Below are 22857 nucleotides of genomic sequence, written 5' to 3' on the forward strand. Positions count from 1 at the left end.
CCGTCTTTGTTTCACTATTCAGCCATGAGGAGCCAAAATACAGTACTCATGGCTTATGTAACCCCTTTTTTCGGCCATGAGATCCTTTTTCTTGAGCACCATGGCCGAAACAAGCCTTATTTGCCTGATGAAAACTCCATCTCTAAATAAAAAAGGAATGCAAATCAGATTTGCATTCCTTTTTGTCCTAATCTTTAATTAATAGGCACGTAAACTAAGTTTCGATACTTCATCAACCATTTGTGCAAACGGATTGTTCTAAACAACCTTAGTATGATAGGTCTTCTCCATTAGTTGCAATGACTTTTTTGTACCAGTCAAACGATTTTTTCTTGGAACGTTTCAGCGTTCCGTTTCCTTCATTGTCACGGTCTACATAAATAAACCCATAACGTTTTTTCATTTCTCCGGTACTTGCGCTGACGATATCGATCGGTCCCCAAGTGGTGTATCCCAGCAAATCAACTCCATCAATCTCCACAGCATCTTTCATCGCTTGGATGTGCTGAGCCAAGTAATCAATGCGGTAATCATCTGCTACATATCCATTTTCGTCTGGTGTATCTACGGCACCTAATCCATTTTCTACAATGAACAGTGGTTTTTGGTAGCGATCATAGATTTCGTTCATGGTGATCCGCAATCCTAGAGGGTCAATTTGCCATCCCCATTCACTGGCTTCCAAATATGGATTTTTAACAGATGACATAATATTTCCGCCTACTTCATCGACTTCCGGATCTGTAGCAACGACCCTGGAAGAATAATAAGAAAACGAAATAAAGTCGACCGTATATTGTTTAAGAAGCTCTGAGTCTCCTTCTTCCATTTGAATATCGATTCCTTTTCGTTCAAATTTCTTCAACGCATACGCTGGATATTCTCCACGAGATTGAACGTCGATAAAGAAATAATTCTCGCGATCAGCTTGTTGTGCAGCTAAAACGTCTTTTGGATTTGGCGTATACGGGTAAAACTTCCCAGCTGCAAGCATACAGCCGACTTGGTTTTCCGGATCCACCTCATGCGCGATTTTCGTAGCCACTGCACTGGCTATCAATTCATGGTGAATCGCTTGGTATTGGACTTGCTCTTCATTTTCGCCTTCTTCAAAATAAAGCCCCGCTCCCATAAACGGCAAGTGCATGATCACATTGATTTCATTGAACGTCAGCCAATATTTGACCAGACCTTTGTAACGACGGAAAATAGCGTTGCACAAGTTCTCATAAAATCCAATCATTTTTCTATTTCTCCAACCGCCATACTCTTTTACTAAGTGCATTGGGATGTCAAAATGTGTAATGGTCACAAGCGGCTCAATGCCGTATTTTTTACATTCTTTAAAAATGTTCTCGTAGAATTTCAAGCCTTCTTCATTTGGCTCAGCTTCATCGCCTTTTGGAAAAATACGCGACCAAGCAATCGATAAGCGGTACGTTTTGAAACCCATCTCCGCAAATAAAGCAATGTCTTCTTCGTAACGGTGATAGTGGTCGATAGCCTCTTTCGCTGGATAAAAATGGTCCTCGTCGAAATCGAACATTTTCATATGTCCTTTCATCACAGGAAAACGATCTTCTCCATGCGGAATGACATCGACATTGGCCAGCCCTCTTCCACCCTCATTATACCCGCCTTCTGTTTGGTTCGCAGCGGTTGCTCCGCCCCATAAAAAATCTTCTCTAAATCCCATTTGTCTCCTCCTTCAAAGCCTAATTGCTTGGATATGCAGAATAGATTTCTATCCTATTATCAGTATACCCTTATCGAGGATAAAACGCTTACTTATTTGCCGTGTTTTAGAAAATAATATATCTCATGTAATAATGTTCTTGCCATTTTTTCCATTTCCTTTACGTTTTTCATCTTATCTAAAAAGCTATAAAGATAGTGTTAATCTTTCAGGGATTTCTTTATGGTTTCTTCATACGAAGGTTAGGGGGGAATAAATTCAGGAGATTATTCATGTAAAATAAACTTGACTTTAAGTCAAAACAACTTTACTATAAGTAAAACAAGCTTTACTTAGGAGGCTGAATAAACGTGAAACAGAGTAAAGTGTTGTCTAATAAAATTCCTCTTTTAAGGGCAGAACATAAGATGACACAAAAAGAATTGGCAGAAAAATCAGGTGTGAGCAGGCAAACCATCATTTCAATCGAAAAAAATAGGTACACTCCCTCTTTGACATTAGCTTTTGATATTGCAAATGTCTTTGGTGAAGGAATAGAAAATGTATTTGAGTATAAGGAGGAAAAATAATATGTTGTTTACAGTGGCTTCTATTTTAATCATAATCAGTTTAGCTGTTTACCTAGCTTTCCTTGCAAATGAGGGAAAAGACGAACGAGGACAGGCTATTCTTTCAAAATCTAGTCGGATAGCTTTTATGGTTATTCTTTTAGGGTACATATTTCAAAGTTTTTATTTCCAATTTGCAAGTCCAACTATGGAACAAGTTAGAACGATGATTTACATTTGGATGGCACTTGTTTTTAGCAGCAATAGTCTAAGTATTAAGTTGCTTCAAAGAAAAATGTAATCTCTGTTAAAGGTTTGCCTTCTTTCATTATGAAAGTTTACATCATTCTCTTAACGCAAAAATACACCTAAAAGTAATTTTTCTACTTTTAGGTGTATTTTTATAGCATCTTTTTATGTTTGTGTTTCTTCAAATGATTCAAAACAACTTTGATGATTAATGACGACACTGCGACATAAACCAACCAAGTAATCAAAAAACTATTTAAAGTAAAATATCTAGGAACGAAATAAGGGTAACAAAAAAGAATGATAAGATTTATTGGAGCCACAATGTAATACATATATTTTTCCATACTTAAAAACCAGCTAACTCTTTTTATTCGTTTAGTTTGCTACTATAGGTTTGATTTTTCTAGCTACTACAATAATATAGCACATAAAACTTATATGAGAAATCGTTTTCAAAAATAGTTGTTGTGCTTAATATTTACAAAATTATAATTTCTTTATCTTAAAATAACCGACTCCTGTTTAATCTTAAGATTGAACTTATTTCTATTGGTCACTTTCGTTTTCTGCCCGCTCCTTTGCGTTCCCTATTTCCTAGATTATTTGAAAAAAGGGAACGCAAATTCAAATTACGTTCCCTTAATGGTGAGTTCACTCCGAAAAAGACACGCAAACACAATTTGCGTGTCTTTTTAAGCGTCAAATATCATTAAAGGGTACGCAAAGGGGTTTTTACTACTTCATTTGAGCTGGAAGTGGTGTAACCAGACCGTCTTCTATTGCCGTTCAGTTGATATCTCAACAATCGCATGCCGTTAAAGATAACGACTAAGATACTGCCCTCGTGCACCAACATTCCGATCGACATATTCATCCATTCACTGAAAAAGACGCTGGCCATTAAGACTGCGACCACTCCAACTGCGATAATGATGTTTTGTTTCATATTCCGCGCAGTAGCTTTCGTCAACCCCAACGCATGAGGCAAGCGGCTGAAGTCAGAGTTCATTAAGACTACATCCGACGTCTCGATTGCTACGTCTGTCCCTTTCCCCATCGCAATTCCGATATCGGCTAAAGCTAAAGATGGACTATCGTTGACCCCGTCACCGACAAACGCGACGATTTGCCCTTGCTGCTGTAATTCTGCGATGTAAGCTGCTTTATCTTCCGGGAGCATATTTCCATGTGCTTCGGTCAACTCTAACTCGCGAGCTACTACATCCACCGTTCCTTGGTTGTCTCCTGAAAGAACGATTAGATTTTTCACGCCTAGCTGCTTCAACTCTTCTAAATCCTTTTTGACTCCTACGCGAACCTGATCGCGAATCCCCATCAGAATCTTCAATTCGCCATCGACCGCTGTCAACACCAGCGAATTGCCGTTTTTTCCAAATCGCCTGATATCTGCTTGTGCTTTTTGATCCATGAGCACGTGTTCTTGTTCCATCAATGCTGCATTCCCAACCGCTACTCGGTGACCGTTCACTTGAGCTGTGATACCGCCGCCTTTAACAACTTTTGTATCTTCTACTATCGAAAAAGTCGTTTCTCCTATTTCCTGCAGAACGGCTTTTGCGAGCGGATGATCGGATTCCCGTTCTACACTGGCTAAATACCCAAGAACTTCCTCTGCCTGACCGTCGTAAAATTCCATTTCTGCCACAGCGGGGTTCCCTTGTGTCAACGTGCCCGTCTTATCAAATACAATCGTATCCACTCGGCTGAAGTCATGGATGACTTCACTTCCTTTGAGAAGAACTCCATTGCGCGCACCATTCCCAATGCCTGCAACATTAGAAACAGGCACCCCGATGACTAAAGCCCCAGGACAGCCTAGTACCAAGATCGTGATCGCCAATTCGATATCTTGGCTGAACAGCCACACTGCAAAGGAAAGCACCAATACCGCCGGCGTATAGTATTTGGAAAAGCGATCGATAAAACGTTCCGCTTCCGACTTAGAATCTTGTGCTTCTTCCACCAGCTCAATGATTTTCCCAAATGTCGTATCCTCGCCCACTCGATCGGCGCGAATTTGTAAAGTGCCGTTTTCTAAAATCGTTCCGGCATACACTTCAGCACCCGCCGTCTTGTTCACCGGCACCGATTCGCCCGTGATACTAGCCTCATTGATGTGGCCTTCTCCTGACAAGACGGTGCCATCTACTGGAACTTTAGCTCCCGTTTTGACAAGTAGAATATCTCCTTCATCAACGGCATCTACCTCTACTTCTTCAAATGCTCCATCTTCCATTTGGCGCAGAGCACTTTCTGGTGCCATTTCCGTCAGCTCTTTGATCGCCGAACGAGTCTGATTCAATGTTCGCTGTTCCAAAAAATGCCCGAACAAAAATAAAAAGGTCACGATAGCTGATTCTTCATAGTTTTGGATCAAGAAAGCCCCAATGACCGCAATAGTGACCAAAACATCGATGCTGACCACTTTCACTTTCAACGCTTGAACGGCTTGAATAGCAATCGGCGCAACTCCTAGAATAGATGCCACGATCAATGCTCCTTCAGAAACCCACACATTTTTTAACACAAAGTGGCTGAAGAATCCAATGATGATCAACATTCCACTGATCCAAGTAATCTTACTTTTCTTACTTAATACATACTGTTGCATGATTTTCCCCTCCTATTTTATGGTTAAACCTAGTATAAAAGACTTCTTCAACTTAAAATTTGACTGCCATCAAGTTTAAGAACCTTATTGCCTTTTAGCATAAAAAAGATTCCAGAAAACTTTCTGGAATCCACAAGATGGGTCACGCCTGATAAGCTCGATCTATCTCCGAAAGCATGTTGTACACTGCTGCATACGTTTCACACACATCGTCAGGAACAGCGTACTGATTTGTGACCTCGCGTAATTTTGAAAACTCTGTATCCAAATTGGGACTCGCAATCCCTGCTGCTTGTGTTTTTTCCTTTATCTTACTAAACAATTCCCGCACTTCAAATGCTTCAGGATGGTTCTTTCCATGTGCACGAGTGATTGCTGACGTGAACAAATCTAATTGTTTAAAATGGTTGTTTGCGACTTCCTTAAATGCTGTCATAATAAGGTTCCTTCTTTCTTGAATAATAGTTTTAAGCAGATTTAACGGTTGTTTTAAGGACTGGATAACCCAAGTCTACAATCGCTTTTTCGATTTCATTGATAGAAAGGATCTGTTCGTCAAATTCCGTTTTTACTTTACTGGAATTAAATAAAACTTTGACGCTTTCTTTGTCGATCCCCTTCAATCCTTTTACAGCACTCTCGATTTTTTGCAGGCAGCTTGGACAAGATAAGGTTTCTAAAGTCAAAACAGCTTTTGTCATGATGCATTTCTCCTTTATCGTTTTATTTGCAGAAGAGGATTTCTCTTCCTTACATCTGCAGTATAGCCAATTTGGTTGAATCAAAACTTGATCCTTATCAAGTTTTGATAGTTTTCCTAAAATAAAGAAACGACCTCCCAGATCTGTCTGGTGAGGCCGTTTCACATTTTTTGAATCAGGCAAACAAGTTGAGCAGTGCTTGAAAAGTTCCACTCTCTGCCATAATATATAGTCCCAATCCGATAAAGACAACCGGGACAATGATCCGTTCATACTTTTCAAGCGTTTCAGAGACAAAAGAGACTTTTGCCAGTCGATAACTGATATAACAAAGAAGTGCAATCGAAATAGCAAATACAACTAGAGCTACTCCAATTTCTAGAGCTGACAGAGCGGTAAAGTAAGGAATGTAAATGCCTAGATTATCGCCACCTGAAGCAATCGTTATTAAAGCTACCGTCCAAAATAAACGGCTTGTGTCTCGAGTTTCCAGCTTTTCAACTACTTCATCTTCTTCTTCTTCTTCCTCCTCACCCACTAAGGCAACTCGCACCCCTAAATAAATCGGAATTAGCCCCAGAAGCCCGATCACCCAATCTTGAGGAATAAAGTTCAATACATATGCAGCAAATAAACTTACTGCCACTAAGATTCCTGTGCCGAGATATTGTCCCCAATAGATTTGACGGACACCTTTTTTGGTATAACTTTGCGAAAAAATAATCAATAGGATAAATAGATAATCAATACTCGTGGAAATATAAACAGCTATAGCTGTAAAAATACTTTGCAACAAACTTGTTTCCTCCAAACTAAAATTTCATCATTTTGTTTCTGACATCTTGAAAAAAGCACGAATAGTCGAATGCACTTCTTCATTCGCTATAGAATAATAAACCATTTTTCCATCTTGCCGCGCTTTTGTCATTCCCTGCTTTTTTAAAAATCGTAAGTGGTGTGACGTTGTAGCTATACTTGCATCTAATACAGCCGCCAGATCACAAACACACATTTCCTTATACGTTTCTAAAGCATAAAATATCTTAATCCTAGATATGTCTCCAAAGCATCTCCCTAATGCAAGTAAACGTGAAAAGTCGTTTTCGTCCAATCTATTTTTTACATTTTCTACTTTTTCTTTATGTACGATATTCGCTTTACAAACTTCTATACTCATTTTCTCCACCTCTCATTCAAACTTTCATTTGAATGAAGTATATCTCTTGAATTATCCTTTTGTCAATCGCCTCAACATGCCTAGTTTTCTTCTATCAGCACTGAAAGACGTCACAAAAAAATCGTGCTGAAAGTCTGCACGATTTTTTGACCTATCAAATATTTCTCTACTGTTATTCTGCCTCTCCGGAACGAACCTTGTCTTTGTATTTGACCATACTATACGCTGAAAGCCATGCTGTAATCGGGATGATCAAAATAGCACCCGTTCCTGTATAAAAAATCGACATGGCTTCAGACGCGAACACTTTCGAATTTAAAACCTCGCCTAAAGAGTAGCCTAAATCCTTAAACCAAATAATCAGAGCCAGATAACCGCCGATGAAAGCAAAGAATAACGTGTTTGTCGTTGTCCCAAGGATATCTTTTCCAACTGTCATCCCGGACTTGAATAATTGGTACCGATCTAAAGTCGGATTGTGAAAGTAGATTTCGTTCATCGCAGAAGAAATCGAGATGGCTGTATCGGTTATAGCTCCGATCGTTCCCATGATGATCGTACAGATGATGATGTCGCCAAAATCGATCCCGACATAAAATGAAAACGACAGCAGCTCTTCAATTTCTTCTATCCCAAACCCTTGAATTTTAGACTTCTCTACCAATACAAAAACAGCGAAAATCAACAAAATCAACGTAAGAATCGTTGAAACAAAGGCCGTAAGAGACTTAAAATTAAACTGATTGATGTAAAATAAATTAATGCAGCTGATCAATATACAAGCAATGATCGTTAGAAGAATCGGATTGATTGCTTGGTCTGTCATAAGAATGATAGTAACCAGCATGATCCCGAAGTTGAAGAACAACGCCAGAAAAGAGCGCGTCCCTTTTTCCCCGCCGATCACTTTCATGAGGACAAATAAAATCAGTGCCAACAAAATCAGTACATTCATTTGATCACCCTCCCCTTACGGATAAAGTAAATGGCTGTATAGATGCTGATGGGAATCGTCAAGACGATCCCGATGCTTCCTACTAGCGCCCTCGTCAACTCTAACGACAAATTCATCGACAATGTATAATTCACTGCCATACCGTTTTTCAAATACAACAAGATCATCGGAATACTGCCGCTTACATACGCAAAGAACAGCACATTAGACATGGTGCCCATAATGTCTTTGCCGATTTCTCTGCCGGATGTCTTCAAGTCTTTCAATGCGATCGCCTGATTTTTCTCCGTCAGCTCATACAGCGAGGAAGTGATCGTGATGGCAATGTCCATTGCCGCTCCTAGAGAACCGACTAAAAGGCTGGCTAAAAATACCGACTGCGGATTTCTGGTGATAAAAGCCATCTCTTCGTACCGCAGTCCTTCTCCAGCTGTCAATTTAATGACCGCATAAGCAATCAGCAACGACGAGAATGTCCCTGCCACAGTGGCTAAAATAGCCGCATGGGTCTTTTTGTTGTTTCCGCTCACCAACAACAATGAAAAGACTGTAAAGAAAAGCACCAGTCCGCTGCAGATCCAGAATAAATTTACGTCTTCTCCCTCAGTGTAGTAATTCATCGCCAGCATCAATACCAAAACATTGACGACTAAACTGATCAATGAGTACAAACCGCTCTTTTTCCCAACCCATAGGACCGTCACGATAAACAACCAAGCAGCAACTACGATAAACGTATCTCGTTTAGCCCCTTCGATATTTCCTGTCAAATGCGTTCCCTCATCGTTTTGAATACTCACGAAGATTTTATCTCCCATTTGATATTCGTGGTCCGCCGCACCGGATTCGGAGTATTGGTTTTCCATTAGAATCCGTTGCCCTTTATGGTCGCCGTTTTTGATTTCACCGATCACCGTTTGATCAATTACTTGATCTGTATTGCTCAGGGAATCTACCGTTTCTTCTTCATCCGTCACAGTAGTTTCTATCACTTCTGCTATCGGCTTGTCGTATAAGTAAAAGTTATTTTGTACAAATAAGATGGATAACACCATACTGAGTAAAATCAATCCATAGGTTATAAACGTTTTATTTTTCCATTTGATATTCATCAGAATACCTCCAATTGAATGAGTATCTCAGTGTAGCCTATCACTTTTCGTTCTTCAGAGACAACCCTTTTTTAGCATTTTAGCCCCTTATTTGAAGCTTTCATCCGCTTCATGTAAGATTGATGTAGAGAGTACGGCAAGTTTTAGGATAAAAACAAGAAGGAGCTAATTAGGATGAGTGTTTTTACAGAGCAGCAAAAATTAACTATTTTAGAAGATCTTGTAGCTATCAACAGTGTCAACGAAAACGAGATCGAAGTAGCGGAATACCTGAAGAAATTGTTCGCAGAGTACGGTATCGACTCCACGATCGTTCCCGTTACAGAAACCAGGGTCAATTTGGTAGCGGAAATCGGTTCAGGATCGCCGGTATTTGGGATCTCAGGACATATGGATGTCGTCTCACCGGGGGATGTCTCCAACTGGTCGACAGACCCATTTGTGCTGACCGAAAAAGACGGCAAGCTTTATGGACGCGGGGCTAACGACATGAAATCAGGACTGGCTGCTTTAGCCATCGCTATGATTGAATTGAAAGAAAGCAACTCTTTAACAAAAGGTTCTGTCCGTTTCATGGCAACGACTGGTGAAGAAGTCGGCGGAGCTGGTTCGAAGAAATTATATGAAGAAGGCTACATGGACGATGTCGATGCTTTGATCGTCGCAGAACCCTCTCAAGACGTGATCGTTTATTCGCATAAAGGTTCCTTGAACTTCAAAGTCACTTCAAAAGGACAAGAAGCGCACAGTGCTATGCCGCATTTAGGTTACAACGCGATCGATCCACTAGCTGAATTCATCACTCGAGTGAACGCAGAAGTACGCGACCCGAGCCGCTCAAATGAAACGCTGGGCGAATTGATCATGAACTGCACGATCGTACAAGGCGGACAGCAAGTCAACTCGATTCCTGAGGTTGCTGCTGCAGAATTCAACGTGCGGACGATTCCTGAATACGATACGGAAGAAGTCATTGCCAAATTCAATGAGATTGCTGAAGAAATCAACAAGCAAAAAGATGCTAAGATTCATGTAGAAGTCACAATGGCTCTGCCGAGTGTGTTCACAGATGGAAAATCTGAACTGGTAGAAATCGCTCAAGATTTAGGCGAGAAGTATTTCGGTGAAAAACCTGGAACGATTGGTTCTCCAGGAGTAACTGACGGATCCAACTTCCTGCGCTCTAAAGGCGACGAGTTCCCGTTCATGATGTTTGGACCCGGCTTAACTAAAATGGCTCACAAAATTGATGAGTACGTGCACAAAGATGTTTACTTGAAATTCATTGATTTGTACAAAGAAATGATTTTAGCATTTAATCAGTAAAATCGTTTATTAGATAGATTTTTTTTGATCATACTAAATAAGACCTCTGCTGAATTCAGCGGAGGTCTTATTGTATTGAAAGATTGAAGTCACTAGCTTTATTCATTCGGGTAAAGATTTTGATACGTTTCTACTGACTGTTCGATCAATTTTTTTAAAACTTGAGTGTCGATATCCGCTAGTTTATTGACATAGATACAAGCCTTTCCTGTCGTATGTTTGCCAAAGTTTTCCAGCATTTTTTCTCTTTCTTCACTTTCATAAGCTAAATAAAGACTGATCTTCGCTTTTCTTGGCGAGAATCCGGCTAAAGGTGCGTCCCCTTCATGTCCTGAAGCATACTTATAGTGATAGCTGCCAAAACCGATGATACTCGGACCCCACATTTTCGCTTTAAAGCCTGTTACCTCTTCAAAAATGTCCAGCAACTGATAAGCATCAGCTTTTTTCTTTTCACTCTCTACACTTTCGATAAAGTCGATCACGCTATTATCATTTTCTTTCATTTTCGGTTCAGCCATACAGTCACGCTCCTCTTCTTCGAATAGATGTTAGTTCCATTATGGCACTTTAAAAGTACAAGTACAATTCTCTGAAAAAGAGCTTCCATAGCTACAGTAACAAATAGAAATATTTTTTAAAAACATCATTTATTTAATCAGCTATTATGGTACACTTAGCTCAATTAAATTGTATCGTAACTGTTATATTTGAGGAGATGTAGGATGAAAAGAAAAATAAGTCTTAAATGGATTTTCTTGCTTTTAGTTTCAGCTTTAATTGTTGTACTATCAGTTTACTTACTACATCTAAGGTCTGTAAAATACGAAGGCAGACCGTTAACTATTGCTGTTATAGGAGATTTTCCAGAGATCAAAGAAGAACAAGTCAGTTTTGAGGAAATCACTTTTGATGATGTCATGAATAATGATTTCGATTCTTATGATGCCGTTTTTATCATGCCCGAAAATTTATCGCAAGCCAGTGAAATTCCGTATGCAAAAATTTACTTAGATTATCCTATTCCGTTCTTTTTTATAGAGGCTAACAACCATATTCCATTTACAGAAGCAGATTTAGATTTTGACGATGATTCCTGGGAAGATTGGGAATGGACAACAGGAACGAGTTATGCCAGCGGATTCTATGCTGAGACTGCCGATAGTTCAACAGCTTGGGAATTTTATTTGTACGATGACGAAAATACAGATGAAAACATAAAAGCAGTCTATTCAGAAATATTCAGATCCATTACAGAGCTATGACAATACCCATTTAAATAATTGATTAACCTATCAAAAACTCGAGGCTATTTTATAAGCCTCGAGTTTTTGCATCATTTAACACGCACAAAAGCGGGAAGCTGATGCTCCCCGCTAAATCAAACCTATTTATTTAATATTTGCAAAGTGTTCTAACGTTCCGACCATGTTGGCTACAAAACCGTACTCGTTGTCGTACCAAGCAACTGTTTTGACCAATTGGCCGCTTTCGCCATCTATAACTTTCGTTTGAGTTGCGTCAAAGATAGAACCAGCCGGCACTCCGATAACATCTGAAGATACGATGTCATCTTCATTGTATAAGAATGCATCTGTTGCAGCTTCTTTCATTGCCGCATTGACTTCATCTACGGTTACTTTTGTATTCAATACTGAGTACAACTCTGTCATCGAACCTGTAACGGTTGGGATACGGACAGCTGTACCATCAATTTTACCTTCCAATTCAGGAATAACTTTTCCTACTGCTTTAGCAGCACCTGTTGAAGCTGGAATCGCATTTTGCGCTCCGGCACGGTTTTTACGTCCGCCAGGTGAATCTTGAAGCGCTTGAGTTGCTGTATAGGCATGAATCGTTGACATCAATGCACTATTGATACCGTATTTTTTGTTCAACACATTTGCCATCGGTGCCAAGCAGTTCGTTGTACAAGAAGCTGCAGAAACGATTTGATCATCTGCATCCAACGAATCATGGTTAACTCCGTAAACAATGGTTTTCGTGTTGTCTACTTCTGCTCCGGCAGCTTTAACTGGCGCAGAGATCAATACACGTTTGGCTCCTGCATCCAAGTGAGCTTGAGATTTTTTCGCTGAAGTATAGAAACCAGTACATTCTAGAACGATGTCGATACCTAAGTCGCCCCAAGGCAATTGGCTCGCATCTTTTTCTTCGTATGCTTTGATTTCTTTTCCATCCACAATAATCGCGTCGTTCCCTACTTCTACCTCATAAGGGAAGCGTCCTTGAGCAGTATCGTATTTTAGCAAATAAACTAAGTCGTCATTATCCGTCAAGTCATTGATCGCAACTACCTCTAACTCTGTGTCCATTTCCAACATCCGGCGCAACGCCAAACGTCCGATACGTCCAAATCCATTAATCGCTACTTTTATTGACATGAATATTTCCTCCTTCTTTATTTGAATCTACTTTTATGGTAACGCTTATGAAGGAGAATTTCCAATTGTACGCATTAAAAAAGATAGACGCTCTCACAACAAAACAGTACCTTGTATTCTCTATACGAAATCAAGGTACTGTCTCTAAAATCTTTCAATTATTAAACAACCGTTTCTGCACTATCAGAGTAATCCAAAGCTGAAGAACCAGAATCACCCGTACTGATGCGGATCACATTTTCCACCTCATATACAAAAATCTTCCCATCTCCAACATGGCCCGTATAAAGAACCTTGCGTGCCGCTTCAACTACTCTTTCTACCGGAACACTGCTCACAATGATTTCTATGCGTGTTTTAGGCAGCAGGTTGGCATCCACTTCTGCTCCACGGTAATAAGTGGTGTGTCCCTTTTGTATCCCATAACCGTAAACATTTGTTACTGTCATTCCAGTAACACCGATTTTGTTCAGCTCATCTTTTAGTTCTTCAAATCGATCTTCATTAGCAATAATGTCGACTTTTGATATTTTTTCTTCTCCTGAAAGGGACCGTCCTAATTTCGGCAATTCAGGTTTTATTTCTGGGATCGTTTCTTCCGTATCAAAGTCTACATCCCCCAAGCCCATTCCAGCAAATGCCAGCTCTGCATCATTTGGTTGCTTATTGATTCCTCTAAATACAGGAACTTGGCCAAAAGGTACAGTAACAAAATCTCCGTAACTTGATTTTAAGCCATGTTCTGAGACGTCCATTCCGGCAATTTCCTCTTCTTTACTGACTCGCAGTCCAACCGTTTTATCAATCACAAGGAATGTAGCTGTCATCGTCACAGCCACCCACAATGCAACTGCTGCAACTCCAAGTATTTGTACGCTAAGCAATTCAAAGTTTCCGCCATATAAAATTCCACCATCGACAGCGAATACGCCTACTAAAATCGTTCCTAAAGATCCCGCTATTCCATGAACTCCAAAAGCCCCAACCGGATCATCGATTTTTGCTTTATGTTCTATAAATTCTAAACCATAAACTAAAGCTATAGAAGAGAGTGCTCCGATCGCAACTGCTCCAATTGGCGAAACGACGGTACAACCAGCCGTGATTCCTACAAGACCAGCAAGCGAGCCGTTTAACGTCATTGAGATGTCTGGTTTGCCGTATTTCATCCAAGTGATTGCCATAGCTACTAGCGTTGCGGTTGTTGCTGAAAGGTTTGTATTTAAAAAGATGGTTCCGATCAATGTCAACGTTTCATCTCCTGTAGCTGATACCGTTGACGCTCCATTAAAGCCAAACCAAGCAAACCAGAGAATGAACACTCCCAAAGCTCCCAGTGTTAAACTATGACCAGGAATGGCACGTGCTTTTCCATCTTTGTCATATTTTCCAATACGAGCACCAAGTATTTTAGCTCCAATCAAAGCTGAGACGCCACCTACCATATGAACTGCCGTTGAACCGGCAAAATCTATAAATCCTAATTCGGACAACCATCCTCCGCCCCAAATCCAGTGACCTGATACGGGGTAAACAATAGTTGAAATGATCAACGTATAAATCAAATAAGAACTGAACTTTGTCCGCTCTGCCATTGCCCCTGAAACAATCGTAGCCGCAGTCGCAGCAAAGACTGTTTGAAACATTAAAAACACATTTCCAGGAATCGTTGAATCGTAATTCCCTTGGACAAATAAATCAGGAGCTCCGATAAAACCTGCAATACTTGGTCCAAACATAATTCCAAAGCCAATGACCCAATACATCAAAGACCCCAATACAAAATCCAATAAGTTTTTCATAATGATATTCCCGGCATTTTTTGCCCGAGTAAACCCTGTCTCTACCATTGCGAATCCCGCCTGCATAAAAAACACCAATACCGTCCCTACTAAAACCCATAGTGTATCTGTTGCTTCAAACATCTTTAACTCCTCCTTTTGACCAGCTATTTTTATAACATGTTATAAAAACTAACATCAAATAACGAAGGTTGCAACACATTTCATTCGATTTATCAAAATAATTTCCTAAACCTTACTTTGCATGTCAGAACACCTAACATCAAATATGGTATATATTTGTATTTCGATATAAAAATTAATAAAAAACCTTTTATAAATAGTCTTTATAAATTATAAACTAAACACTTTTATATATTGGTATATACTATAAAATGTTTATAAAAAACTTATAATTCATTAACCAAACTAACGAACGATATTATAAAAACAAATCATTATGTACGTACTTTTCTCATCTAATCTCTTTTTCAATTAAAACAAACAAAAAAACAGCACATACCCTTTTTCACTAAGGATATGCACTATTTTTATTCATGGTAGATCCATCACACATTTTCTGAATTTCTGCTATGCCAAGTTCTGACTAAAACAGACAAGGTAAAACAAATCAAGAAATACACTACAGCTAAGAAAGCATAGATCATAAAAACTTCTGAGGTTTTAGTGACTTTCCCTAAAATCACTTGTCCGCTTCGAGTGAACTCCATGATTCCCAACCCTGCAAGGAATGAGGTATCTTTGATGGTCGTAATCACTTGCGACAACAAAGACGGAATGATTTTTTTGAACGTTTGCGGCAAAATAATGTACCACAAAGTTTGGAAGAATGAGAATCCTTGAGAGTGAGCCGCTTCAAATTGTCCTTTTGGAATCGCGTTTAATCCCCCGCGAACGATTTCAGCTACTACTGCAGCAGTATATAGGAATAAAGCAAACGACCCTTTCAATAAGATCGTACTTCCTGGAATCAAGAAGGCGCAACCCAGCATCCACAGCAGCAACGGTGTATTACGAAACAACTCGATATAAAATCCGGCTAATTTGCCGAAGATTTTTCTTTCATAGTTCCGCACTAATCCTAAAAGAGTTCCGAATAGGATGGAAAGAATGACCACTCCTAAAGAAATCAGTAAAGACGTTTTTAGACCGTCCAATAGAAAAAGAACATTAGGCTGAGTAAAAACGGTTTTTAGAGACTCGATCATTCCATCACCTCCGGAATATCCACTACTACGGAATCATTTTTCTTCAATTTCTCTTCGTATTTCCGCGAGAAAGTAGCCAGCGGGAAGCACAATAAGAAATACAGCAGCCCCGCTATAACATAAGCCGGTCCATAATTTAACGAATAAGACGCATAAGAGTCAGCTGCATACATCAAATCTGCTCCAGCGATGATCGCCAATACAGATGTGTTTTTGATCAAATTGACCGCCTGGTTCGTTAATGGCGGCAAAATACTTTTCACCATTTGCGGCAAGATGATATAGCGCATGGTTTGCGCGTAATTGAAACCTTGAGAATAGGCGGCCTCATGCTGACCTTTTGGCATGGATAAAATACCGGCCCGCACGACTTCTCCTACATAAGCTCCATGATACAGCCCAACACCTACTACCCCAATAGTGAATTCACTCAATACTAAACCAGCCATAGCCAACCCGTTGTACATAAAGAAAATCTGAATGACCAGCGGGATATTTTGGAAAATCTCCACGTACACCCGCGCAATAGAACGCGGCAGCCAGCTTTGAGCTGTGGAGAGAATACCAACGAATACCCCTATCACTAAAGACAGCAGCAAGGCTAAAACAGCGATTTGAAGCGTCCTAAAAAAACCAGCCCCAATACTGTCAAAGTTTTGAAACAGAGCCTCCCATCTCCAAAGAGCGAACGGATTTGTACTGTTCATTATTCATTCAGTCCCCACTCTGAAACCAATCCATCAAGAGTACCATCTTCTCCCCATGTAGTGATCAACTCATTTACGTGCTCTGCTAACTCTGTATTAGATTTCTTCGTCGCAATTCCATAATCTTGAGTAGCAAAACGGTCTGGCAAGATCACAGTAGAATCATCCAAGTAACCAGCCAAGATCGATCTGTCCACACTAAACGCATCTACACGACCAGAATCTAAAGCCGCTTTGATTTCTGGATAAGTTGCGTATTCTGAAAAGTCCATTGTGATATCGTATTGTTCAGCTTCTGCTTTAATAGCATCGGCTGTTGTTGAACTTTGCGATACTCCGATAGTTGCTCCATCCATATCTTTCAAACCTTCATAATTTTTATCTTTTTTGACCAGCAAACCGACTGCGTCTTCATAATAAGCGTCAGTAAAATTGTAAGTTTCTTTTCGTTCATCGGTTACGGTAAAGGTAGCGATGATCATATCAACTTCACCGTTATCTAATAATGGACCACGTGTTTTTGCTGTAACTGGCGTCAATTCGATAGCGTCTGGATCGCCTAAAATATCTTCGGCTAATTTCTTCGCAATATCGATTTCAAAACCTTCGATTTCTCCGGTCTCGGTATTTTTCAAACCAAAGTTTGGAACGTCTTCTTTGACTCCTACTTTCAATACGCCTGCATCTTTGATGGATTCAATGGTAACTTGATCCGCGCCGCTTGTCGGCTCAGTCGCTGAACCTTCATCTGACGAACAAGCTCCTAAAAACAACAAACTGGACAACATCAATGCAGCGAATAGATTTCTTTTTTTCATCTCTTTTTCCCCCTAATTAGTTGATTATCCCTTTTTTATCGTAAAATTTTACTTAAAAATTCTTTCGTTCGTTCATGAGTCGGATTATCGAAGAAATGTTCCGGAGTCCCTACTTCCAAAATCGTTCCTTCATCCATAAAAATAACTCGGTCTGCTACTTGCCTTGCAAAGCCCATTTCGTGTGTCACGACGACCATCGTAATATTCATACTCGATAGTTGGATCATAACGTCCAGTACTTCTTGCACCGTTTCCGGATCCAAAGCTGATGTCGGTTCATCGAATAAAATGATTTTCGTTTCTGAACAAAGGGATCTCGCGATAGCGACCCTTTGCTGTTGTCCACCTGATAAAGTGGACGGATAAACATTGGCTTTCTCTCTCAGCCCTACGATATCTAAATACTTATAGGCTGTTTCTTCTGCTTCTTTTTTAGATTTTTTTTGCAGCTTTATTGGACCAATCGTCAGATTTTCCAACACCGTCATATGCGGATAGAGGTTGAACTGTTGAAAAACCATTGCAGAAGAATTGCGTACAACTTCTAATTTGTTTTTTGCAGTCACTTGTTTGCCTTCAATAAAAACTTCTCCTGATGTCGGTTCCTCAAGGAAGTTCATACATCGTACAGTCGTACTTTTACCAGAACCCGAAGGCCCGATAATAACGATTTTCTCCCCTTCCGCCACCTCTAGATTGATATCTTTCAGTACATGGTGGTCTCCAAAATATTTATTTACATTTTGCAGCTTAATCAACGTTGCCTCATCTCCTTTTGCAAAAAATTATGAACATTTCATTATTTTGAAGTATTCACGCACTATTCTCTAGTACAAATTAAAATTATAATGATGTTTAGATTAGAAAACAATTAAAATATGCAATATTTATGTAATGTTATCTTACATGAAAATGATAGTTAGTATTTTTTACGTCTCAAAAGCTTATTCTAAAGCCACTTTCCGAAATTAGAGAACGTTCATTATTTTGTCATTAATTAGCAAAAACCTTTTTTATTTTGAGAGAGAAGCTTTTTTAAAATACGGTGATATACTACAAAATCTAATAACTGTTTATTACCTGAATAATTCATACTTTTTATAAACTACCAAATTTTATAATTATCTGTTTAGTTTTATGCTCAATGGTTCTTTTTCTCAAAAATATTTTTCTCCTGAATTAGATAAATTAAATGATACTGAACGTAAAATTTATGAATTAATTTTACTTAGAACAATTGCTATTTTTGAGAAGCCTTATCGCTATGAAGAAACAACTATTTTAACCAATGCGAATGGTATTGAGTTTAAAACTACTGGAAAAGTGGAATTAGACAAAGGATTTAAACGTATTTTATCAGATAGTAAAGAAGATAAAGATGATAAGGAAGTATTACCAGCAGTCGCTAAAAGCGATACAGTTACCGCTAATTTTGAAACAAAACAAGGCGAAACAAAGCCACCAAAACCTTACACCGAAGGTACACTTTTAACAGCAATGAAGAATGTCGGAAGAACGTTAGAAGAAGAAAATGAACAAGATATATTGAAAGAAACAGAAGGTATCGGTACAGAAGCGACAAGAGCTAGTATAATCGAAAATATCAAAAACAAAGGCTATATTCGATTAAATAAAAAATATTTAGAAGTAACCGAAAAAGGAATCACTTTATGTGAAATCATTAAAGATGACCCTATCGCAAACGCTTCAATGACAGCACAATGGGAAAAATATTTAAACAAAATAAAAGAAGAACAAGGTACACAGGAAGCCTTTATTGATAGTATTGGACGATTTATTGAACATACGATTAATACTGTACCTGATAATTTCAAAAATAGTGATATTCAAGTTCATGCAAAAAAAAAAATGGACGACAAAATGATTGGCACTTGTCCTAAATGCCAACATCATATTGTAGATAAAGGGAAATTTTTGGGGTGTGATAATTATCCTGAATGTAAGTTTACTTTACCAAAAAAATGGAGTGGTAAAACGATACCTAAAAAGAATATCCAAGAATTGCTGGAGAAAGGTACTACATCAGAAATTAAAGGGTTTAAAAGTAAAAAGGGTAAGAACTTTAATGCTAAATTGAAAATTGTTGAAAATAGGGTAACTTTTGACTTTGACAAATAAAATAGACGCTGACAGGACGATTTAGAGCCATTTTAAAAGGATTAGGTGGTCAATTATGTATATCTGACCTACAAATAAAAAGATTAAAACAATAAAACAAAAGGAAAGAGGCTGGGACAAAACTACTTTTGCGAAAAAAGTAGTCCCACTTTCGTTTATTTTTATAAAGATATAGAAAAATACACTCCCACTACTGAACAAAAAAGTTCATAGTTTTGGGAGTGTATTTTTTTGAGAGACCTTTTGTCCCAGCCCCTTCTTTGTTATTCATTTTTAGAAGTTTTTGTTCGTTAACGGGAGTATTTCGCTTTCGATTACATCGGTATACTCTTGTTTAGCGAATTTTTTCACTCTGAATTTCTTCTGTACTTTCTCCCGATTTTCTTCTAGATAACGGTCTTTATCCATATTCTCAAGGAGATTATTCTCACCAGTTTGTTTACCTGATTTATCAGGTTTGTAATTCTCGATTAAGTAATGCAAATCATCCTCTTGGACATGGAGGCTTTCCGTTAACCCATGAACCAATTCACTTACACGATCATCAATACGCTTTTCAATTTCATTCGCTACATTAAGCGTGTCTTCTGTTGATGTTAGTTCATTACCATCCTTGATAGTTGAGAAGATATCTTCAATAATTTCACCTAATTTGGGGTTATTATCTTTAAATTTCGTTAAGTAAGCTTCAGCGTCAACAATACGTTTGATACGATTTTGACTATTAGGTTCATTTACGATTGTTTGCATCAACAGCATTAAGTACTCGTAATCAATTTGTTGCTTCCCTACTTCAGACAACTGGTAATCGAAGTCAATCGTTAAGTCATCTTCTTCATCTTCATCGATTTGTTCTCTAATTTTTTCTAAGGCGTTCTCATACTTACCATGGTAAGACTCTATTACTTCAGGACGTAAGCCATATTGTTGTTCAAACACCTCTTCATCAAACTCTGAATATACTTGGATAGCGCCTAAGCTCTTATCAAATTCTTGATAAGCTTTTACAAAGAGTTTAAGGGTATCGACATCGTCATTGACATCAATGCTCTCTGGACTAGGTGCGACAGAAATTAAACGCTCATAAGCGTCCTGGAAGCGTCCGTATGACTCATTCCACCCTGGCGCCTGTATTGCGCTCTCTCCACCGTTAGAATACAAAATAAAGGCATTTTCGACCGCTTCTTGATACTGACTTGGATATTGGAAAGTCATAATCTGGCCGTATTGTTTATCCTTGTCGTAGATACGATTTGTCCGTGAAAAAGCTTGAATTAAATGGTGCGGCTTTGCGGGTGGTCTATCCATGAATAAAATCGCTGTTGAAGGTGAATCGAAACCTGTTAATAGACGATCAACCACAATCACAATATCTAATTGTTCACTACGTGTACGGTATATATCTTTTTTCCGTGCTAAACGATTATTTATGTCTTGGTTAAAAGCTCTAACCTGTTCTAGGTCATAATGTGTGTTGAACGTTTCATTATAATCTTGAATGATTTGTTTATATTGTGATTGACGTTCAAAAGAAGTTTCTTCTGTTTCATTTAAAGAATAAGTCACCGCTACTTTCGGGAAGTCTGATACTAGACTCTTTGTTTTTTCACTTATCTTAACGCTTGATTTACCTTCTTTTACTTCATTAAACAGTTCATAATAGCGTTGTGCATCAGGAATAGAACGTGTGGTTAAAATCGCACTATAGGTGTTCCCTGGGCCACGAGTGAGTTTGAATTTATGTCTTGAGTAATTAACGATTTGGTCAATGACTTTTAGTTTGTGTTCATCGTTTTCATAAGCTTCTCTAGGTAATTTAGCTTCTATTTCATGTTCACTCAATCCATCTATATCTATACCTGATTGGTCAAAATAATCTACAATAGAGTTCTTTTCAAGTGTATTAATATATTCAACTTGGAAACCGAGTACAGCTTTATCGTGAATGGCTTCTTTTACCGTGTATTCATGTAGACGTGGGCCATACTGTTCTTCTGTTGTACGTGGCATATCCCCAAATTCATCTCTCGCATTTTCCGCAAATATTGGGGTTCCAGTAAAGCCATACCAAAGGGATTTAGGGAAAAACTTCGTAATTTCTTGTTGTTTTTTAGGAGTAACAGCACGGTGACATTCATCTACTACGAACCCTATGTTTAAATTGCGTAATTTCTTTGTGATATGGTTATCTTCTTTATCACCATAACGTTTCATAACATAATTTAATTTTTGTATCGTTGTAATCACTAAGTCACGGTCATTAGCAGTTAATTTTCGCACCAAATCGGATACGTTATCCGTATCATTCACTTCTACAACGTCATTCATTGCATAAGATTTAAAGGCAGTACCCGTTTGTTGGTCAAGGTCAATTCGGTCTACGATAAATATCGTTTTATCTAACGCAGGACTTCTCAATAGGTTTCTGGCCACTTTATAAGACGTAAGTGTTTTACCAGAACCTGTTGTATGCCATACGTAACCAGACTGACGTTGTCGTACGGCCTGCTCTACAGCTAAGATCGCATGAATTTGATAAGGTCTAAGTAAAATAATCGCTTTATGGTCATCATCTAACACAGAAAACTCGGTAATCATTTTATGACCTTTCGGGATAGATAACACTTCTTTGGCAAAACCTAAATAGTTATTGACTCTATTATTATTTTTATCTACCCATGAGGTTAAGAACTCTTTATTAATATGTTGGCCATCAGCAGCTGCAATATACTTCGTATCTACCCCATTTGTGACCACAAACATTTGAAGCATGGAAAAGATACCAGTATATTTACCTTCGTTTGAGTACTTCTTGATTTGTTCAAAGGCTGCCATATACCCTTCTGAACGATTCTTTAATTCAATCTGAATTAAAGGTAAGCCATTAATCAATAAAGTCACATCAAAACGGCGATTACGGTCTTGTTCATCACGTTTACTTGACGCGTATTGATTAATCACTTCATAAACAGAAATCCCACCAGAGATATCTTGTGACTTGAATACAGTTAAGGAAACTTTTCCTAGTTTCGCATCTTCACGTGGTACAAGGACTTGTGCAATCCCATTTTCCCCTTTTAACCATTCAGCAGCACGATAAAATGATCCGAAATTTAATTGCGTTTTGACTTGTTCAAACTCCATATCGGTTAACGGGACGTCATTTAGTTTATCTTTATTATTACGAGTCAGAATTTTGCGGAAATTATCCCATAATGCTTCTTCGTTTCTTAAATCTGGCCGATAAGTCCATTGCGATTCACCATTGATTAACTGATCAATCAACTTATTTTCCATTTCGCTCTCTAATTCAAAGCTTTTCACATCACACACTCCTTTATAATGATTTTTATACAAATACCTTCGCTACATCAATACT

The 22857-nt window shown here is 38.6% G+C and carries 21 protein-coding genes; 5 read left to right on the plus strand and 16 right to left on the minus strand.

Annotation, left to right across the window (positions count from 1 at the left end):
• Positions 1-268: 268 nt before the first annotated feature.
• Positions 269-1696: a 6-phospho-beta-glucosidase gene (locus tag BM137_RS08785; RefSeq protein WP_092480795.1), complete on the minus strand. Its 1428-nt coding sequence runs from the start codon at positions 1694-1696 to the stop codon at positions 269-271.
• Positions 1697-2046: 350 nt separating this feature from the next.
• On the opposite strand from BM137_RS08785, the gene BM137_RS08790 reads away from it, so the two are divergent.
• Positions 2047-2265: a helix-turn-helix transcriptional regulator gene (locus BM137_RS08790; protein ID WP_092480796.1), complete on the plus strand. Its 219-nt coding sequence runs from the start codon at positions 2047-2049 to the stop codon at positions 2263-2265.
• A gap of 1 nt (position 2266) precedes the next feature.
• Entirely contained in the window at positions 2267-2545 is a 279-nt protein-coding gene (locus tag BM137_RS08795) for a hypothetical protein (protein WP_092480797.1), read from the plus strand.
• Positions 2546-3205: 660 nt separating this feature from the next.
• Here BM137_RS08795 and BM137_RS08800 read toward each other — a convergent pair.
• From BM137_RS08800 to BM137_RS08830, 7 genes are all read right to left on the minus strand, one after another.
• Positions 3206-5128 (minus strand): heavy metal translocating P-type ATPase, encoded by a 1923-nt coding sequence (locus BM137_RS08800; RefSeq protein ID WP_092480798.1) that lies wholly within the window; start codon positions 5126-5128, stop codon positions 3206-3208.
• 142 nt (positions 5129-5270) lie between these two features.
• On the minus strand, positions 5271-5564 hold the full coding sequence (locus tag BM137_RS08805) for an iron-sulfur cluster repair di-iron protein, ric (protein WP_092480799.1): 294 nt from the start codon (positions 5562-5564) through the stop codon (positions 5271-5273).
• A 31-nt stretch (positions 5565-5595) separates the two neighbouring features.
• Positions 5596-5829 (minus strand): heavy-metal-associated domain-containing protein, encoded by a 234-nt coding sequence (locus BM137_RS08810; protein ID WP_092480800.1) that lies wholly within the window; start codon positions 5827-5829, stop codon positions 5596-5598.
• Positions 5830-6004: 175 nt separating this feature from the next.
• Positions 6005-6625: a CadD family cadmium resistance transporter gene (locus BM137_RS08815; RefSeq protein WP_092480801.1), complete on the minus strand. Its 621-nt coding sequence runs from the start codon at positions 6623-6625 to the stop codon at positions 6005-6007.
• A 27-nt stretch (positions 6626-6652) separates the two neighbouring features.
• Positions 6653-7006 carry an ArsR/SmtB family transcription factor gene (locus BM137_RS08820; RefSeq protein WP_092480802.1) on the minus strand — a complete coding sequence of 118 codons (354 nt, stop codon included), beginning with the start codon at positions 7004-7006 and terminating at the stop codon, positions 6653-6655.
• A 172-nt stretch (positions 7007-7178) separates the two neighbouring features.
• Positions 7179-7961 (minus strand): YibE/F family protein, encoded by a 783-nt coding sequence (locus tag BM137_RS08825; protein WP_092480803.1) that lies wholly within the window; start codon positions 7959-7961, stop codon positions 7179-7181.
• Positions 7958-9073: a YibE/F family protein gene (locus tag BM137_RS08830; protein ID WP_218147510.1), complete on the minus strand. Its 1116-nt coding sequence runs from the start codon at positions 9071-9073 to the stop codon at positions 7958-7960. The genes BM137_RS08825 and BM137_RS08830 overlap by 4 nt, the downstream gene beginning before the upstream one ends.
• 174 nt (positions 9074-9247) lie before the next feature.
• On the opposite strand from BM137_RS08830, the gene BM137_RS08835 reads away from it, so the two are divergent.
• Positions 9248-10399, plus strand: a complete 1152-nt coding sequence (locus BM137_RS08835) for an ArgE/DapE family deacylase (protein WP_092480804.1) — start codon at positions 9248-9250, stop codon at positions 10397-10399.
• A gap of 98 nt (positions 10400-10497) precedes the next feature.
• Here the strand turns inward: BM137_RS08835 and BM137_RS08840 are convergent, their stop codons facing one another.
• Positions 10498-10920, minus strand: coding sequence for a DUF1801 domain-containing protein (locus BM137_RS08840; protein WP_092480805.1), 423 nt, complete (start codon positions 10918-10920; stop codon positions 10498-10500).
• Between the two features lie 204 nt (positions 10921-11124).
• Here BM137_RS08840 and BM137_RS08845 point away from each other — a divergent pair, with 204 nt between their 5' ends.
• Entirely contained in the window at positions 11125-11664 is a 540-nt protein-coding gene (locus BM137_RS08845) for a TorF family putative porin (RefSeq protein WP_244887680.1), read from the plus strand.
• Between the two features lie 126 nt (positions 11665-11790).
• Here BM137_RS08845 and gap read toward each other — a convergent pair whose 3' ends face one another.
• From gap to BM137_RS08875, 6 genes are all read right to left on the minus strand, one after another.
• Positions 11791-12804: a type I glyceraldehyde-3-phosphate dehydrogenase gene (gap, locus tag BM137_RS08850; protein WP_092480806.1), complete on the minus strand. Its 1014-nt coding sequence runs from the start codon at positions 12802-12804 to the stop codon at positions 11791-11793.
• Between the two features lie 161 nt (positions 12805-12965).
• Positions 12966-14729: an ammonium transporter gene (locus BM137_RS11425; protein WP_092480807.1), complete on the minus strand. Its 1764-nt coding sequence runs from the start codon at positions 14727-14729 to the stop codon at positions 12966-12968.
• Between the two features lie 425 nt (positions 14730-15154).
• Positions 15155-15814 carry an amino acid ABC transporter permease gene (locus BM137_RS08860; protein ID WP_092480808.1) on the minus strand — a complete coding sequence of 220 codons (660 nt, stop codon included), beginning with the start codon at positions 15812-15814 and terminating at the stop codon, positions 15155-15157.
• The gene (locus BM137_RS08865; RefSeq protein ID WP_092480809.1) at positions 15811-16521 is read right to left on the minus strand and encodes an amino acid ABC transporter permease; all 711 of its coding nucleotides are present in this window, start codon (positions 16519-16521) and stop codon (positions 15811-15813) included. The genes BM137_RS08860 and BM137_RS08865 overlap by 4 nt, the downstream gene beginning before the upstream one ends.
• Positions 16521-17339, minus strand: coding sequence for a transporter substrate-binding domain-containing protein (locus BM137_RS08870; RefSeq protein ID WP_092480810.1), 819 nt, complete (start codon positions 17337-17339; stop codon positions 16521-16523). The genes BM137_RS08865 and BM137_RS08870 overlap by 1 nt, the downstream gene beginning before the upstream one ends.
• A 35-nt stretch (positions 17340-17374) precedes the next feature.
• Positions 17375-18097, minus strand: coding sequence for an amino acid ABC transporter ATP-binding protein (locus BM137_RS08875; RefSeq protein ID WP_092480811.1), 723 nt, complete (start codon positions 18095-18097; stop codon positions 17375-17377).
• 379 nt (positions 18098-18476) lie between these two features.
• On the opposite strand from BM137_RS08875, the gene BM137_RS08880 reads away from it, so the two are divergent.
• Positions 18477-19478 carry a type IA DNA topoisomerase gene (locus BM137_RS08880; protein ID WP_092480812.1) on the plus strand — a complete coding sequence of 334 codons (1002 nt, stop codon included), beginning with the start codon at positions 18477-18479 and terminating at the stop codon, positions 19476-19478.
• Positions 19479-19751: 273 nt separating this feature from the next.
• Here the strand turns inward: BM137_RS08880 and BM137_RS08885 are convergent, their stop codons facing one another.
• Positions 19752-22802 carry a type I restriction endonuclease subunit R gene (locus BM137_RS08885; protein ID WP_341849605.1) on the minus strand — a complete coding sequence of 1017 codons (3051 nt, stop codon included), beginning with the start codon at positions 22800-22802 and terminating at the stop codon, positions 19752-19754.
• Between the last annotated feature and the right edge of the window lie 55 nt (positions 22803-22857).

It is taken from the genome of Desemzia incerta (assembly GCF_900115825.1).
GTDB lineage: Bacteria > Bacillota > Bacilli > Lactobacillales > Carnobacteriaceae > Desemzia > Desemzia incerta.

Excerpts from the sequence above, each read along its gene's own strand:
- BM137_RS08785 (WP_092480795.1), bottom strand. The coding sequence starts at position 1,696 with ATGGGATTTAGAGAAGATTTTTTATGGGGCGGAGCAACCGCTGCGAAC.
- BM137_RS08795 (WP_092480797.1), top strand. The coding sequence starts at position 2,267 with ATGTTGTTTACAGTGGCTTCTATTTTAATCATAATCAGTTTAGCTGTT.
- BM137_RS08800 (WP_092480798.1), bottom strand. The coding sequence starts at position 5,128 with ATGCAACAGTATGTATTAAGTAAGAAAAGTAAGATTACTTGGATCAGT.
- BM137_RS08805 (WP_092480799.1), bottom strand. The coding sequence starts at position 5,564 with ATGACAGCATTTAAGGAAGTCGCAAACAACCATTTTAAACAATTAGAT.
- BM137_RS08810 (WP_092480800.1), bottom strand. The coding sequence starts at position 5,829 with ATGACAAAAGCTGTTTTGACTTTAGAAACCTTATCTTGTCCAAGCTGC.
- BM137_RS08820 (WP_092480802.1), bottom strand. The coding sequence starts at position 7,006 with ATGAGTATAGAAGTTTGTAAAGCGAATATCGTACATAAAGAAAAAGTA.
- BM137_RS08825 (WP_092480803.1), bottom strand. The coding sequence starts at position 7,961 with ATGAATGTACTGATTTTGTTGGCACTGATTTTATTTGTCCTCATGAAA.
- BM137_RS08830 (WP_218147510.1), bottom strand. The coding sequence starts at position 9,073 with ATGAATATCAAATGGAAAAATAAAACGTTTATAACCTATGGATTGATT.
- BM137_RS08835 (WP_092480804.1), top strand. The coding sequence starts at position 9,248 with ATGAGTGTTTTTACAGAGCAGCAAAAATTAACTATTTTAGAAGATCTT.
- BM137_RS08840 (WP_092480805.1), bottom strand. The coding sequence starts at position 10,920 with ATGGCTGAACCGAAAATGAAAGAAAATGATAATAGCGTGATCGACTTT.
- BM137_RS08845 (WP_244887680.1), top strand. The coding sequence starts at position 11,125 with ATGAAAAGAAAAATAAGTCTTAAATGGATTTTCTTGCTTTTAGTTTCA.
- gap (WP_092480806.1), bottom strand. The coding sequence starts at position 12,804 with ATGTCAATAAAAGTAGCGATTAATGGATTTGGACGTATCGGACGTTTG.
- BM137_RS11425 (WP_092480807.1), bottom strand. The coding sequence starts at position 14,729 with ATGTTTGAAGCAACAGATACACTATGGGTTTTAGTAGGGACGGTATTG.
- BM137_RS08860 (WP_092480808.1), bottom strand. The coding sequence starts at position 15,814 with ATGATCGAGTCTCTAAAAACCGTTTTTACTCAGCCTAATGTTCTTTTT.
- BM137_RS08865 (WP_092480809.1), bottom strand. The coding sequence starts at position 16,521 with ATGAACAGTACAAATCCGTTCGCTCTTTGGAGATGGGAGGCTCTGTTT.
- BM137_RS08870 (WP_092480810.1), bottom strand. The coding sequence starts at position 17,339 with ATGAAAAAAAGAAATCTATTCGCTGCATTGATGTTGTCCAGTTTGTTG.
- BM137_RS08880 (WP_092480812.1), top strand. The coding sequence starts at position 18,477 with ATGCTCAATGGTTCTTTTTCTCAAAAATATTTTTCTCCTGAATTAGAT.